11 protein-coding genes and 3 tRNA genes are annotated in these 14,576 nt (G+C 65.8%); 5 read left to right on the top strand and 9 right to left on the bottom strand.

Annotated features, from left to right (window positions below; genetic code table 11):
• Window positions 1-26: 26 nt before the first annotated feature.
• The 4 genes from HOP52_RS11625 to HOP52_RS11610 are packed head-to-tail and all read left to right on the top strand — an operon-like array spanning window position 27 to window position 4,652.
• Window positions 27-977, top strand: coding sequence for a tripartite tricarboxylate transporter substrate binding protein (locus HOP52_RS11625; RefSeq protein WP_238977549.1), 951 nt, complete (start codon window positions 27-29; stop codon window positions 975-977).
• A gap of 25 nt (window positions 978-1,002) precedes the next feature.
• Window positions 1,003-1,500 carry a tripartite tricarboxylate transporter TctB family protein gene (locus HOP52_RS11620; protein WP_238977548.1) on the top strand — a complete coding sequence of 166 codons (498 nt, stop codon included), beginning with the start codon at window positions 1,003-1,005 and terminating at the stop codon, window positions 1,498-1,500.
• 12 nt (window positions 1,501-1,512) lie between these two features.
• Complete coding sequence (locus tag HOP52_RS11615; RefSeq protein WP_275298174.1) at window positions 1,513-3,036, top strand: tripartite tricarboxylate transporter permease; 1,524 nt, start codon at window positions 1,513-1,515, stop codon at window positions 3,034-3,036.
• Between the two features lie 8 nt (window positions 3,037-3,044).
• A complete protein-coding gene (locus tag HOP52_RS11610) occupies window positions 3,045-4,652 on the top strand; it encodes a gamma-glutamyltransferase family protein (RefSeq protein WP_238977546.1) in 1,608 nt (535 codons plus the stop codon).
• 76 nt (window positions 4,653-4,728) lie between these two features.
• Here HOP52_RS11610 and HOP52_RS11605 read toward each other — a convergent pair whose 3' ends face one another.
• The 3 genes from HOP52_RS11605 to HOP52_RS11595 all read right to left on the bottom strand — a co-directional run bounded on the left by HOP52_RS11605 (window position 4,729) and on the right by HOP52_RS11595 (window position 8,228).
• A complete protein-coding gene (locus HOP52_RS11605) occupies window positions 4,729-6,051 on the bottom strand; it encodes a sodium ion-translocating decarboxylase subunit beta (RefSeq protein WP_238977545.1) in 1,323 nt (440 codons plus the stop codon).
• 12 nt (window positions 6,052-6,063) lie between these two features.
• Window positions 6,064-7,902, bottom strand: coding sequence for a sodium-extruding oxaloacetate decarboxylase subunit alpha (oadA, locus tag HOP52_RS11600; RefSeq protein ID WP_238977544.1), 1,839 nt, complete (start codon window positions 7,900-7,902; stop codon window positions 6,064-6,066).
• A gap of 65 nt (window positions 7,903-7,967) precedes the next feature.
• Window positions 7,968-8,228: an OadG family protein gene (locus tag HOP52_RS11595; protein ID WP_238977543.1), complete on the bottom strand. Its 261-nt coding sequence runs from the start codon at window positions 8,226-8,228 to the stop codon at window positions 7,968-7,970.
• Between the two features lie 171 nt (window positions 8,229-8,399).
• On the opposite strand from HOP52_RS11595, the gene HOP52_RS11590 reads away from it, so the two are divergent.
• Window positions 8,400-9,371, top strand: a complete 972-nt coding sequence (locus HOP52_RS11590; RefSeq protein ID WP_238977542.1) for a tRNA dihydrouridine synthase — start codon at window positions 8,400-8,402, stop codon at window positions 9,369-9,371.
• Window positions 9,372-9,548: 177 nt separating this feature from the next.
• On the opposite strand, the gene HOP52_RS11585 is transcribed toward HOP52_RS11590, so the two are convergent.
• The 6 genes from HOP52_RS11585 to alaS all read right to left on the bottom strand — a co-directional run bounded on the left by HOP52_RS11585 (window position 9,549) and on the right by alaS (window position 14,400).
• Window positions 9,549-9,625, bottom strand: a tRNA-Arg gene (locus HOP52_RS11585).
• A gap of 66 nt (window positions 9,626-9,691) precedes the next feature.
• Window positions 9,692-9,768 (bottom strand) — tRNA-Arg (locus HOP52_RS11580).
• Between the two features lie 67 nt (window positions 9,769-9,835).
• A tRNA-Ser gene (locus HOP52_RS11575) sits at window positions 9,836-9,928 on the bottom strand.
• A gap of 100 nt (window positions 9,929-10,028) precedes the next feature.
• Window positions 10,029-10,229 (bottom strand): carbon storage regulator CsrA, encoded by a 201-nt coding sequence (gene csrA / locus HOP52_RS11570; protein ID WP_238977541.1) that lies wholly within the window; start codon window positions 10,227-10,229, stop codon window positions 10,029-10,031.
• 201 nt (window positions 10,230-10,430) lie between these two features.
• On the bottom strand, window positions 10,431-11,681 hold the full coding sequence (locus tag HOP52_RS11565; RefSeq protein WP_238977540.1) for an aspartate kinase: 1,251 nt from the start codon (window positions 11,679-11,681) through the stop codon (window positions 10,431-10,433).
• A 106-nt stretch (window positions 11,682-11,787) separates the two neighbouring features.
• The gene (alaS, locus tag HOP52_RS11560; RefSeq protein ID WP_238977539.1) at window positions 11,788-14,400 is read right to left on the bottom strand and encodes an alanine--tRNA ligase; all 2,613 of its coding nucleotides are present in this window, start codon (window positions 14,398-14,400) and stop codon (window positions 11,788-11,790) included.
• Window positions 14,401-14,576: the final 176 nt, after the last annotated feature.

The raw sequence follows: 14,576 nt of genomic DNA, 5'->3' as shown, positions 1-14,576 counted from the left end.
ACAACAAAGACAAACCGAGGTATTTCATGAAGCTACACACCTTCATCGCCGCATCCACAGCCGCCGCCGCCCTGGCCACGTCCCCCTTTACCATGGCCACCGACAGCTATCCCGAAAAGCCCATCGAGTTCATCGTTCCCTGGGGGCCGGGGGGTGGTAGCGACCTTTTGATGCGTATCGTCGGACAGCACCTCGAGGAAGCCCTGGGTGAGGCTGTCCCCATTATCAACATGCCAGGAGCGAGCGGCACCATCGGGCTGCGTGAGGCCACCCGCCGCGACAACGACGGTTACACCATCACCCAGATCCACGAAGGCCTGCTGATCGCGCACCATTCCGGCGTCACCGACCTGAACTGGGATGACTTCGACGTGATCTCCATGATGACCAGCATCAATTCCGTCATCGCCGTCAACGCCGATACCGGCTGGGAAACGCTTGACGACCTCCTCGAGGATGTCACGGCCAGCCCGGGAGAATACCGCATGGGCGTGACCATGGGCGGCATTCCCCACCTGTGGGCCGTCCAGTTCGAGGAGGCAACCGGCACCGAATTCGGCTACGTCGGCTATGAAGGCACGGGAGAGCGGCTGCGCGCCCTGGCGGGTGGTCACATCAGCGTCGCCATCGAGGACTACTCGTCCACCAGCTCCTTCGTGGAAAATGGCGACATGAACATCCTTGCGGTGGCCACGACCGAACGCATTGATGAGCTGCCGGGCACACCGACTCTTCAAGAACTGGGCTACGACCTGGAGTTCCTCGTGACACGTGGCCTGGTGGCGCCCAAGGGCACCCCTGAAGCGATTCTCGATACGCTCGAAAGCGCGCTGGCGACGATCGCCGAGAGCGAATCCTTCCGAACCCAGGTTGCCAATGTTGGTGGCACCGTTCGCTATATGGGCCGAGCCGACTATAACGACTACCTGCACGACATGAACCAGGCCATCGAGGCCAACGCCCACCTCCTCGACTGAGGCAAGGTGTCTTCAGGAGGCCCGCATGGAAAGAAGAACCAGAGAGGAGAGCTTGCTGCCCACGCTGCAGCTTCTCTCCTATGCCATCATTGCCTCTCTCGCGCTGCTCATGTCCCTCAAGGCCGGCTCGCTGCCGGCCTCCCGCTGGGAGCCCATGAGCGCAGGGGCCTTTCCTCGCATCATTTTTCTGTCCATTGCCGTACTCTGCACCATCGCCTTCGTCACGGAGCTCTTCAAGCAGGGCCTGCCCAGGACGACCTGGGCAACCTGCCTGCAGAGCATCGTCAAGCTGAAGACGGTGATCGTTAACCTGGTGCTGTTCATCGCCTACATGGCCTTCCTGCCATGGCTCGGGTTCATGACCAGTACCTTCCTGTACCTGTCGGCTGCCCAGATTCTGATGGCGCCGAAACGGCTGACCGCTATCGTTATCGCCTTGTTAGTCGCTGCTGTTTTTTCAGCCGGTCCCTACTACCTCTTTTCCGAGGTATTCAGCATCTACCTACCCAGAGCAAGATGGTAATCAGGTGAAATCATGACAGACGCTTTCCTGTTGGCGCTGGGTGGGGTCATGACGCCCTATACCCTGGCGCTGATGGCAGTCGCTACCCTGGCCGGTATCGTGTCCGCCGCCATCCCCGGCTTCACGATCACCATGGCCATCGTACTCACCCTGCCCCTGACCTTCGCCATGCCGCCGATGCAGGGGGTCGCGGTCATGCTCTCGGTTTACGTCGGCGGGCTGAGCGGCGGGCTGTTCAGCGCCGCCTTGCTCGGCATTCCGGGGACCCCTTCTGCCGTTGCAACAACCTTCGATGCTTTTCCCATGGCGCGTAAGGGCCAACCTGGCAAGGCGCTCTCCCTCGGCCTGCTCGCCTCCTTCGTGGGGTCTCTCATCTCCATTGTCGTGCTGATCATGGCGGCTCCGCCATTGGCGCTGATGGCGGTGAAGCTGGGGCCTTGGGAGTACTTCGCCTTGATCGTGTTCGCCCTGACCATCATCGCGAGTCTAGTCGGAGACTCGCTCCTCAGAGGGTTGATCGCCGGACTGATCGGCATTGGCCTGGCAACCGTCGGCCCCGATCCCATCATGGGGCGCGAGCGATTCACATTCGGTTACGAACTGCTGGCGGCCGGTATCCCCTTCCTGGTCGTGCTGATTGGCATGTATGCCATGAGCCAGCTGCTCTCGGAGCTGGAGCCTGCCCGGGGCGGGAAACCGCAGCCCGGATCGCTAATCAGCGGCGACATGCGCCCCCATCTGCTCGACACGGTGAAGCAGGTGATTCTCAAACCCGTCAATGTGGTGCGCTCATCGTTGATCGGCGTCTTCATCGGCGCGGTGCCCGGGGCAGGCAGTTCGATTTCCAATCTGCTGGCCTACGATCAGGCCAAGCGCGCCTCCAAGCACCCGGAGACGTTCGGTAACGGTGAGCCTGAAGGTGTCGTGGCGTCAGAGTCGGGCAACTCCTCCACGGTTGGTGGCAGCTTGATTCCGCTCATTGCCCTGGGGATTCCCGGCTCCCCTGCCGACGCCGTGCTGATGGCCGCCATCATGGTGCACGGCATCAGCGTCGGTCCGCGACTCATTCTCGACAACCCGGACCTGGTCTATGGCATGTTCATCTCCATGGCGGTGGCATCCGTGTTCATGCTGTTTATTGGCCTGATCCTGATGCGCGCTTTCCTGCGACTGCTCAACGTTCCCAAGTACATCGTGGTGCCCGTGGTACTGGCCTGCTGCGCCATCGGGACCTATACCCTGAACAATCGCATTTCCGACCTGTACCTGCTCGCCTGCGTTGGCGTTGCCGGCTATGTGCTCAGAAAACTCGACTATCCGCTGGCCCCACTGGTACTTGGGGTCGTGCTAGGCCCGATTGCCGAAACCAACCTGAGGCGCGCCTTCCAGACCAGCGATGAGTGGACACTTTTCTTTACCCGTCCGATATCCGCCATCCTGTTGACCCTGGCTGCCGTCTCCATCGTGTACAGCATCATCAGCTACCTGAGACGGCGCAAAGCCTTTTCCTCTCGAACCAACGCCTCACTCGAATAGGAAGCACCATGAACTTCGATCCCCACTACTTCCCTAGCCCCTCGCGACGCATGCTGACCTACGGCCAACGCGGCATGGTGGCCACTTCTCAGCCGCTGGCCGCCCAGGCCGGCGTCGACATGCTCAAGCGCGGCGGCAATGCCGTGGATGCGGCGATTGCCACGGCGGCGGCGCTGACCGTGGTCGAGCCGACCTCCAACGGCATCGGTGGCGACGCCTTCGCCATCGTGTGGATAAACGGCGAGCTCCATGGCCTCAATGCCAGCGGCCCTGCCCCGCGCGGTATCTCGGTTGAGGCCGTCAAGGCGCTCGGCCACGACGAGATGCCGGCCCACGGCCTGGTGCCGGTGACCGTTCCCGGCGCCCCCGCCGCCTGGGCGGCGCTCTCCGAGCGCTTCGGCAAGCTGCCGTTTGCCGAGCTGCTCGCCCCGGCCATCGAGTTCGCCACCCAGGGCTATGCCGTGACCCCAGTGGCCAGCCAGCTGTGGCAAGCCGCCGTCAAACGCTACGGCCAGTACACCGGGGAAGAGTTCGCCCCCTGGTTCGCGCATTTCGCCCCCGCCGGCCGGGCGCCCGCGCCCGGCGAGGCGTGGCGCTCCCCCGAGATGGCCACCACCCTCCAGGCGATTGCCGCCACCCGGGGACGCGACTTCTATGAGGGCGAGCTAGCGGATCGCCTGGATGCCTTTTCACGCCAGCACGGGGGCTTCTTGCGCCGGGACGATCTTGCCGCCTACCAGCCCGAGTGGGTCACCCCGATCAGTACCCGCTATCGCGGCCACGATATCTGGGAGATCCCGCCCAACGGCAGCGGCCTGATCGCCCTGCAGGCGCTGGGCATGCTGGAAGCCCTCGGCGATGAGCCCCGCGATCCCGTGGAGCGACTGCACCGGCGCATCGAGGCCACCAAGCTGGCCTATGTCGATGGCCTGCACTACATCACCGAAGGGGACGCCATGCAGGCCAGCGTGGCGCAGCTGCTGGCCGCCGACTACCTTGAGCGGCGTGCCGCCCAGATCGGCCCGCAGGCCCTGGAGCCGGTTCACGGCAACCCGCTCAGCGGCGGCACCGTCTACCTGGCCACCGCCGATGGCGACGGCAATATGGTCTCCTTCATCCAGAGCAACTACGAGGGCTTCGGCTCGGGGATGGTGGTCCCCGGGACCGGCATCAGCCTGCAGAATCGCGGCTGGTCCTTCTCCCTGGCGCCGGATCATGCCAATGTCCTGGCAGCGGGCAAGCGCAGCTACCACACCATCATTCCTGGCTTCATCACCCGAGACGACCGGGCCGTGGGCCCCTTCGGCGTGATGGGCGGCTACATGCAGCCTCAGGGCCACGTGCAGGTGGTGGCCAGCATGCTCGAGGATCGCCTCAACCCCCAGGCGGCGCTGGACCTGCCGCGCTGGAAGTGGACCGGCGGGCGCACCGTGGAGGTGGAGCCCGAGTTTCCCGACCCCCTGGCCCAGGCGCTATCGCGCCGCGGCCACCGCATCGTCAAGTGCCACGACGGCCTGACCTTCGGTCGCGGGCAGATCATCCTGCGCCACCCCGATACCGGCGTGCTGTACGGCGGCACCGAGCCGCGCACCGACGGTGCCGTGCTGCCCTGGTAGGGCGATTGCTGCAGCCGTAGAAACGCCGACGGCGCCCCGAGGGGCGCCGTCGGCGTTGCCAATCCTTCCCGGCGCTTCAGGTCAGGTACTTGATCATCACCCCGGCGGCCACCGCCGAGCCGATCACCCCGGCCACGTTGGGCCCCATGGCGTGCATCAGCAGGAAGTTGTGGGGGTTGGACTCCAGCCCCACCTTGTTGGCCACCCTGGCAGCCATGGGCACCGCCGAGACGCCGGCCGCACCGATCAGCGGGTTGATGGGCATCTTGCTCATTACGTTCATCAGCTTGGCCATGAGCACCCCCGCGGCGGTACCGATGGCAAACGCCACCATGCCCAGCCCCATGATGCCCAGGGTCTCCAGGGCCAGGAAGCTCTCGGCCATCAGCCGCGAGCCCACGGCGAGCCCCAGCACGATGGTGACGATGTTGATCAGGGCGTTCTGGGCGGTGTCGGTGAGCCGCTCCACCACGCCACACTCGCGCATCAGGTTGCCGAAGCAGAACATGCCCAGCAGCGGCGCGGCGTCCGGCAGGAACACCGCCACCAGCATCAGCAGCAGCAGCGGGAAGACGATCTTCTCGAGCTTGGAGACCGGCCGCAGCTGGGTCATGGTGATCTCCCGCTCCTTCTTGCTGGTCAACAGCTTCATGATCGGCGGCTGGATCATCGGCACCAGCGCCATGTAGGCGTAGGCGGCCACGGCGATGGGGCCCAGCAGCTCCGGGGCCAGCACGCTGGAGACATAGATCGAGGTGGGACCGTCGGCGCCGCCGATGATACCGATGGCGGCGGCCTGCTCCAGGGAGAAGTCCATCCAGCCCATGGCCGACATGCCCACCGCGCCGAACACCGTGGCGAAGATGCCGAACTGCGCCGCCGCCCCCAGGAAGAGGGTGCGCGGGTTGGCCAGCAGCGGGCCGAAGTCGGTCATCGCCCCCACGCCCATGAAGATCAGCAGCGGCGCGATCCCCGAGGCCACGGCCGCGGCATAGAAGGTGTAGAGCAGGCCGTCGCCGTAGCCGACATTCATCGCCACGTCCTTGGCGGCGCGCAGCTGGTCGGGCGAGGCGCCGTTGTCGACCAGCGCCTTGAGGGTGGCCCGCCAGGCCTCGTCGGAGGCCAGCGGATCCAGGGTCGCGCCCAGCGCCGAGGCGATCTGGTGGAGCACCGCGGGGCGCGCCACCTCGATCGCCTGATCCAGCGCCGAGATGGCCAGGCCGGCTTCGGGAATATTGGCGAGGATGCCGCCGAAGCCGATCGGCACCAGCAGCAGCGGCTCGAATTTCTTGGCGATGGCCAGGTAGAGGAGGATCAGACCCACCACGATCATCACCGCCTGGCCGAGGGTCAGGTTGTAGAGGCCCGAGCCCTCCCACAGAGTCAGTAGCTGTTCCATGACGGAGGGCCCTTAAAGCACGATCAACGTATCGCCGACGGACACGCTGTCGCCTTCGCTGACCTTGACCGCGGAGACGGTGCCGGCGCTCGACGCGCGCACCTCGGTTTCCATCTTCATGGCCTCGAGGATGATCACCACATCGCCCTCCTTGACCGCATCGCCCGGGCGCACGTTGACCTTGAAGATGTTGCCGGCCAGCGGCGCATCGATGGTCGCGCCGCTGGAGGCCGGCGCGGCCTCGGCGGGGGCCGCCGGGGCGGCGCCACCCTGGGCCTGGACGTCGGCGATCTCACCGCCCTCGGCGACCTCTACCACATAGGCCTTACCGTTGACCTTGATGGTGTAGGTCTCGGGGCCGGCCGGGGCGCCACCCTGGACGGCCGGCGCCTTGGCCTCGGCCTTCGCCGGCAGCTTGGCGCCGCCGTCAGCGGCCTCTTTCCCAGGGGCCTGGGGCGCCGGCTCGAAGGCGTCGGGGTTGTCGCGGTTCTTGAGGAACTTCAGGCCGATCTGCGGGAAGAGCGCATAGGTGAGCACGTCGTCGACCTCACGCTCGCCCTCGGCCAGGCGGATGCCCTCGGCCTTGGCCTTCTCCTTGAGCTCGGCGGCGAGCTTGTCCATTTCGGCCTCGAGGAGGTCGGCCGGCCGGCAGGTGATCGGCTCACCGCCCTCCAGCACACGCTGCTGCAGCTCCTTGTTGAAAGGGGCCGGGGCGGCGCCGTATTCACCCTTGAGCAGCGCCTGGACCTCCTTGGAGATCGACTTGTAGCGCTCGCCCATCATCACGTTCATCACCGCCTGGGTGCCGACGATCTGGGAGGTGGGGGTGACCAGCGGGATGAAACCCAGGTCTTCGCGCACCTTGGGGATCTCCTGGAGAACGTCGTCGAGCTTGTCGCCGGCGCCCTGCTCCTTGAGCTGGCCCTCCATGTTGGTGAGCATGCCGCCCGGCACCTGAGCGATGAGGATGCGCGAGTCGATGCCCTTGAGCGACCCTTCGAAGGCGGCGTACTTCTTGCGCACCTCGCGGAAGTAGGCGGCGATCTCCTCGAGTAGCTCGAGGTCGAGGTTGGTGTCGCGCTCGGTGCCCTTGAGGATGGCCACCACCGACTCGGTGGGGCTGTGGCCGTAGGTCATGGACATCGAGGAGATAGCGGTGTCGACGTTGTCGATGCCCGCCTCGGCCGCCTTGACGATAGTCGCGGTGGAGAGCCCGGTGGTGGCATGACACTGCATGTGGATGGGAATCTCCACGGCCTGCTTGAGGCGCGAGACCAGCTCAAAGGCGGTATAGGGAGTGAGCAGCCCCGCCATGTCCTTGATGCACAGCGAGTCGGCGCCCATGCCGGCGATGGTCTGGCCGAGCTCCACCCAGCCATCGAGGGTATGCACCGGACTTACCGTATAGGAGAGCGTGCCCTGGGCATGGCCTTCGACCTGGCGCACCGCCTGGATGGCGCGTTCCAGGTTGCGCGGGTCGTTCATCGCATCGAAGACGCGGAAGACGTCGACGCCGTTGGTCTTCGCGCGCTCGACGAACTTGTCCACCACGTCGTCGCCGTAGTGGCGGTAGCCGAGCAGGTTCTGGCCGCGCAGCAGCATCTGCTGGGGCGTGTTGGGCATGGCCGCCTTCAACGCCCGTATCCGCTCCCACGGGTCCTCGCCGAGGTAGCGAATACAGGCGTCGAAGGTGGCCCCGCCCCAGGACTCCAGCGACCAGAAGCCGACGCGGTCGAGCTTCTCGGCGATCGGCAGCATGTCGTCCAGGCGCAGGCGGGTGGCGAACAGCGACTGATGGGCGTCGCGCAGCACCACATCGGTGATGCCCAGCGGGCGGTTGGTATCACTCATGAAATGACCCCGTTGAGATGGCGTATTGTGTAGTAGTATTCGGTATTCGGGCGTCGCCGGGGCGCTCAGCGGCGGTGGCGGCGCCGATAGCGATGCACGGCGGCGCTGAGGACGGCCATCAGTTCGGCATCCCCGCCGTCATCGCGCGCCGGCTCGACGCTGCGGCCGGCGGCAGGCGAGGCAGCGGCAGGCGCCGGCGAGAAGCGGCGCACCAGCAGCGACATCAGGGTGGTACCGGCCACCAGCACGGTAAGAAAAACAAAAACGAACCCCATGCCGACCCCCATCAGGGTCAAGCCATCGTGCAAAAGCTGAAAATCCTGCATGCGGTTTCTCCCGTGTAGCTAGCCGACCTTGCCGCGATCAAGCGCGATTGAGGCGGGTAGCTCGAAAATTCGACCATCTAAACTGCCACACTGACGAAAGATTGCAAGCGCCCTATGGTGGAAGTCCCCGTTGTTGGTTTACTACAAAGCGGCCGAATCGGTCTGGCGCCCATGGAAGGCGTGATCGATGCGGTGACCCGCGACCTGCTGACCCGCACGCCCGGTTTCGACTGGACGGTCACCGAGTTCGTCCGCGTGGTCGATGCTCGACTGCCCCCGCGCGTCTATTACAAGCACTGTCCCGAGCTGCTCGAGCGCCCGGTGGCAACGCCCTCGGGCATACCGGTGCAGCTGCAGCTGCTGGGCAGCGACCCGGCGACCCTGGCAGCCAATGCCCGTCAGGCACTCTGTCTCGGCGCCATCGGCATCGACCTCAATTTCGGCTGTCCGGCCAAGCTGGTCAACCGCCATGACGGCGGCGCCTCGCTGCTGCGCACCCCGCACCGGGTCGAAGCCGCCGTTGCCGCGGTTCATGACGCCGTGGGCGACGCGATCCCGGTGACCGCCAAGATTCGCCTGGGCTTCGCCGACCGCCGCCAGGCGGTTGCCTGTGCCCGAGCCGCCGAGGCGGGCGGTGCCGCACAGCTGGTGGTTCACGGCCGCACCCGCGACGAGGGCTACCGCCCCCCTGCCCACTGGGAGTGGATCGGACGGATCCGCCGCCAGCTGCGCATCCCGGTGGTCGCCAACGGCGATATCTGGACCCTGGAAGACTACTGGAAGGCGCGCACCCTCTCCGGCTGCCGGGACGTGATGCTCGGCCGCGGCGCCCTGGCCGACCCTTGGCTCGCGCCGCGCATCCGCCACTGGCTGAGCACCGGGGAGCGTCTGCCCGACACCACCTGGCAGGCCAGGGCCGCGACGCTCACCGCCTATGCTGCAACGCAGCGAGAAAAACTGCAAGACAGGGTCGTGGTCTCGCTGATCAAGCAATGGCTCAACCAGATGCGCAACCGCGACGCCGAGGCACAGCGGCGCTTTCAGCGCCTCAAGCGCATTACCGACCTGGATCGCCTGCTCGCCGAGCTGCACGACGACCGCGAGACCCCGCAGGCGCGCCAGGCCCAGGGCGAACCGGCCTGATCGACAAACCCGTAGCATGGCCCACAAAAAAGGGGTGCTCGTCACTAGGCGACGGCACCCCAAACGATCGCGCGGCCGACGACCCAATCGGGCCAGCGGCAGGGCTAGCACTGCACATAGCGGCGGCGAGGCCACAAAGCAGAAGACCCGCCCTCCAAAGGAGGACGGGTCGTAATCTGGCGCGCCCGGGAGGATTCGAACCTCCGACCACCTGATTCGTAGTCAGGTACTCTATCCAGCTGAGCTACGGGCGCTGACGGCAAAGCCGTTAACAGCGTGTTGCATGAAGCTAGCGCCGGGAAATGCTTACCCGCCGAAGATGGCGCGCCCGGGAGGATTCGAACCTCCGACCACCTGATTCGTAGTCAGGTACTCTATCCAGCTGAGCTACGGGCGCTCGCACATCGCGTCGTGAATATGGCTCGACAACTACCACGCCACGACCCGCTTCATCGATGTCGACATGGCGGAGAGGGAGGGATTCGAACCCTCGATGGGGCTATAAACCCCATACTCCCTTAGCAGGGGAGCGCCTTCAGCCACTCGGCCACCTCTCCCTCATCGACACGGCGCATATCCTATCGTCTGCGCGACCTTTTGTCCAGCGTATTCAGGAATTTGTTTCCTTCACGTTCGCCACGAAGCCAACCCCGGCGTTCAGGGCGTGGAGGAACCACCACCCTCCTCGTCGGACTTCTCGCGCTGAATGCGCTGATAGATTTCCTCGCGATGTACGGCGACATCCTTGGGCGCATTGACGCCGATGCGGACCTGATTGCCCTTGACGCCAAGGACGGTAACGGTGATGTCATCACCGATCATCAGGGTTTCTCCGACACGGCGGGTCAGGATGAGCATGACTGATCTCCTTCTCAGACGACTGGCAACGGGATGGCGCCGAGCTCGACGACGCTCTGCTTATTATGTGTCACGACACCACTGTGCACCAACGGCGCCGCCATGACACCCCATGGCGGCGTTGAAGGGAAGGCCCCTTGGCACCACGGCCTTCGGGGGCTCTTCCCACAAGCGTAGAAGCTACAGGCCCGTACGTTGCCCTTATTCGCTCTCGACGTCGCTCTTGTCCAGACCGAAGGCCTTGTGCAGGGCGCGGACGGCGAGTTCCATATGCTTCTCGTCGACCACCACCGAGATCTTGATCTCCGAGGTGGAGACCATGCGAATATTGACGTTCTCCTCGGCCAGCACGCGGAACATCTTGGAGGCCACGCCGGCGTGGGAGCGCATGCCCACGCCCACCAGCGAGACCTTGGCGATGTTGTCGTCGCCCTTCACTTCGCCCTCGCCCAGGTCAGGCAGCACCTGCTCCTGAAGGATCTTGAGGGTCTTCTTGTAGTCGCCCTTGGCCACGGTAAAGGTGAAGTCGGTGTAGTCGCCGGCCGGCGCCACGTTCTGCACGATCATGTCGACTTCGATGTTGGCATCGGCGATCGGCCCGAGGATGCGCCAGGCCACGCCCGGCACGTCCGGGGTGTTGAGCAGGGTCAGCTTGGCCTCGTTGGCGGTGAAGGCGATACCGGAGATCAGCGGTTCTTCCATGGAGTCCTCGTCTTTGTCGGAGTCTGCAACGATAAGGGTGCCGGGGCCGTCCTGGAAACTGGACAGCACGCGCAGCGGAACATTGTATTTGCCGGCGAACTCGACGGCACGGATCTGCAGGACCTTGGAGCCCAGGCTCGCCAGCTCGAGCATCTCCTCGACGGTGATGCTGTCCAGCCGCTGAGCCTTGGAGCAGACGCGGGGATCGGTGGTGTAGACGCCGTCGACGTCGGTATAGATCTGGCACTCGTCGGCCTTCAGCGCCGCCGCCAGGGCCACCCCGGTGGTGTCGGAACCGCCGCGACCCAGGGTGGTGATGTTGCCCTCCTCATCCACGCCCTGGAAGCCGGCCACCACGACCACCTGGCCGTCGTCCAGGTCCGCCCGCAGGTCATCGGTCTCGATGCGCTGGATGCGCGCCTTGGTGTGGGCGCTGTCGGTCTGGATACCCACCTGAGAGCCGGTATAGGAAGTGGCGGCCACGCCCAGCTTGTGCAGCGCCATGGCCAGCAGCGAGATGGTCACCTGCTCGCCGGTGGAAACCAGCATGTCCAGTTCGCGCGGGGTCGGCTCGTCGTTGATCTCGTTGGCCATGCCGATCAGGCGATTGGTTTCGCCGCTCATGGCGGAGACCACGACGACGACCTGATGGCCGTTGTCGCGGAAGCCCTTGACCTTCTCGGCCACGGCCTTGATGCGCTCCACGGAGCCCACCGAGGTGCCGCCGAACTTCTGTACGTATAGTGCCATATGCCGTTTTTCCCTCGTGTGTCGAGAGCCAGAGGCGCTCGGATGAGTGAAAGGTGAATTCTTATAGACAGGGCCGGGACCTTGCGGTCACCGGCCCTGCCGATCGTTACTGGAGGCGCGCCTCGACCCAGGCCGGGACGCTCTCCAGCGCCCCCGGCAGGGCGGCGACGTCGCTGCCGCCGGCCTGGGCCATGTCCGCACGGCCGCCGCCTTTGCCGCCCACCTGGGAGGCCACGTGATTGACCAGCTCCCCGGCCTTGACCCGGCCGGTGAGATCATCGGTGACGCCGGCGATCAGGCTGACCTTGCCGGCCGCCTGGTCGGCCACACCGAGCACCACGATACCGGAGCCAAGCTTGTTCTTGAGCTGGTCGAGCACGCCGCGCAGCTCCTTGCCGGAGACCCCCTCCAGGCGGGTGGCCAGCACCTTGACCCCGGCGATCTCGCGGGCCTGGCTCAGCATGTCGCTGCCGGCGGCGCTGGCCAGCTTGGCCTTGAGACGCTCGAGCTCCTTCTCCAGGCTGCGGTTGCGCTCGGCCAGCGCCTCGACGCGCTCCTCGACCTGCTCCGGCTTGGCCTTGAGACGCTCACCGATGCGGGTGAGCCGCGCCTCCTGCTCGCGGAACCAGGCCAGCGCGCCCTCCCCGGTGATCGCTTCGATGCGACGCACCCCCGAGGCGATCCCCTGCTCGCTGACGATATGGAAGCAGCCGATATCGCCGCTGCGCGCCACATGGGTGCCGCCGCACAGTTCGATGGAGAAGTCGTCGGCGCCGATGGTCAGCACCCGCACGCTGTCGGCGTACTTGGCCTCGAACAGTGCCGCCGCGCCTTTGGCCTTGGCCTGGTCGAGGGTCATGTTCTCGATGTGCGTGGGCGCGTTGGCCATAATCTGCTCGTTGACCAGGCGCTCCACCTCGGCCAGCTGCTCGGGGGTCATCGGCTCGAAGTGGCTGAAGTCGAAGCGCAGGCGCTCGGGCGTCACCAGCGAGCCCTTCTGGGCCACGTGCTCGCCCAGCACCAGGCGCAGCGCCTGGTGCATCAGGTGGGTGGCGGAGTGATTGCGCACGGTGGCGGCGCGCAGCTTCGCATTGACCTCGGGGCGCACGGCGGCCCCCACGGCCAGCTCACCCTCCAGCAGTACGCCGTGATGCAGGTGGTGGCCGCCCTGCTTCTGGGTATCGGTGACCAGAAAGCGGCTGCCGTCCTCCAGATGCAGATAGCCGGTATCGCCCACCTGGCCGCCGGACTCGGCGTAGAAGGGGGTGCGGTCAAGCACCACCAGGCCGCGCTGCTCGGGGCGCAGTGCGGCCAGCTCGTTGCCGGCACTGTCGACGATGGCGGTCACGGTGGCGCGATCCTCGAGCCGGTCGTAGCCGGTGAACTCGGTCTCGCCCTCGAGCTCTAGCGCGGTGCCATAGTCGGCGCCGAACTGACTGGCCGCCCGGGCCCGCTCGCGCTGGGCCTCCAGCGCGCGCTCGAAGCCGATTTCGTCGAGGGTCACGCCCCGCTCGCGGCAGACGTCGGCGGTCAGGTCATAGGGGAAGCCGTAGGTGTCGTAGAGCTTGAACACCGTCTCGCCGGGCAGGACCTCGCCGTCGAGCCCCGCCAGGGCCTCCTCGAGCAGGCCCATGCCGTGCTCCAGGGTGCGGGCGAACTGCTCCTCCTCCTTGAGCAGCACCCGCTCGATCTGCTGACGGGCGCCGCGCAGCTCCGGATAGGCATCGCCCATCTCGGCGTCCAGCGCCCCCACCAGCCTGTGGAAGAAGTTGTCCTTGGCGCCCAGCTTGTGGCCATGGCGGATGGCGCGGCGAATGATCCGGCGCAGCACATAGCCGCGCCCTTCATTGGAGGGCAGCACGCCGTCGGCGATCAGGAAGGCGCAGGAGCGGATATGGTCGGCGATCACCCGCAGCGAAGGGTTGCGGGTGTCGGCGTGACCGGTGCGCTGCGCCGCCGCCGCGAGCAGGCTCTGGAAGAGGTCGATCTCGTAGTTGGAGTGCACGCCCTGCATCACTGCGGCCACCCGCTCCAGCCCCATGCCAGTGTCGATGGAGGGCTTGGGCAGCGGATGCAGGGTACCTTCGGCGTCGCGGTCGAACTGCATGAACACCAGGTTCCAGATCTCGATGTAGCGGTCGCCGTCCTCCTCGGGGCTGCCGGGAGGGCCACCCCACACCTCGGGGCCATGATCGAAGAAGATCTCCGAGCTCGGGCCGCAGGGGCCGGTATCGCCCATCTGCCAGAAATTGTCCTCGTCGAGCCTGGAGAAACGCGCCGGGTCGATGCCGATTTCTTCCTTCCAGATCGCCTCGGCCTCGTCGTCGCTGACGTGAACCGTGACCCAGAGCTTCTCCTTGGGCAGCCCCAGGGTCTCGGTGAGGAAGGTCCAGGCGAAGCGGATGGCGTCACGCTTGAAGTAGTCGCCGAAGCTGAAGTTGCCCAGCATCTCGAAGAAGGTGTGGTGGCGGGCGGTATAGCCGACGTTGTCCAGGTCGTTGTGCTTGCCGCCGGCGCGCACGCAGCGCTGGGAGGAGACCGCGCGAACGTAGGGGCGTGCCTCGCGGCCCAGAAAAACGTCCTTGAAGGGCACCATGCCAGCATTGGTGAACAGCAGGGTGGGGTCGTTGTCCGGCACCAGGGAGCTGGAGGGCACGGCGGTGTGGCCGTGCGCTTCGAAGAAACTCAGAAAGGCCTGTCTGATGTCTGCGCTTTTCATGGGATATCCGTGACGATGAGCGTGGTGTCCCGGCGGACGGGCGAGGCTCCGTGGACCCGGCAAAGCGGGCCGGAAACGGCACGCCGGTGCGCATCAGGGGCGCGACCCGGGGCGTTGGCAAAGGGGGGCATTATAGCGCAGTTGTCAAGGGACTGAAGGGCCACGCCCAATAGGCT

It is taken from the genome of Billgrantia campisalis, assembly GCF_022341425.1.
Taxonomy (GTDB): domain Bacteria; phylum Pseudomonadota; class Gammaproteobacteria; order Pseudomonadales; family Halomonadaceae; genus Halomonas; species Halomonas campisalis.
This window is presented reverse-complemented; position numbering and strand designations above follow the sequence as displayed.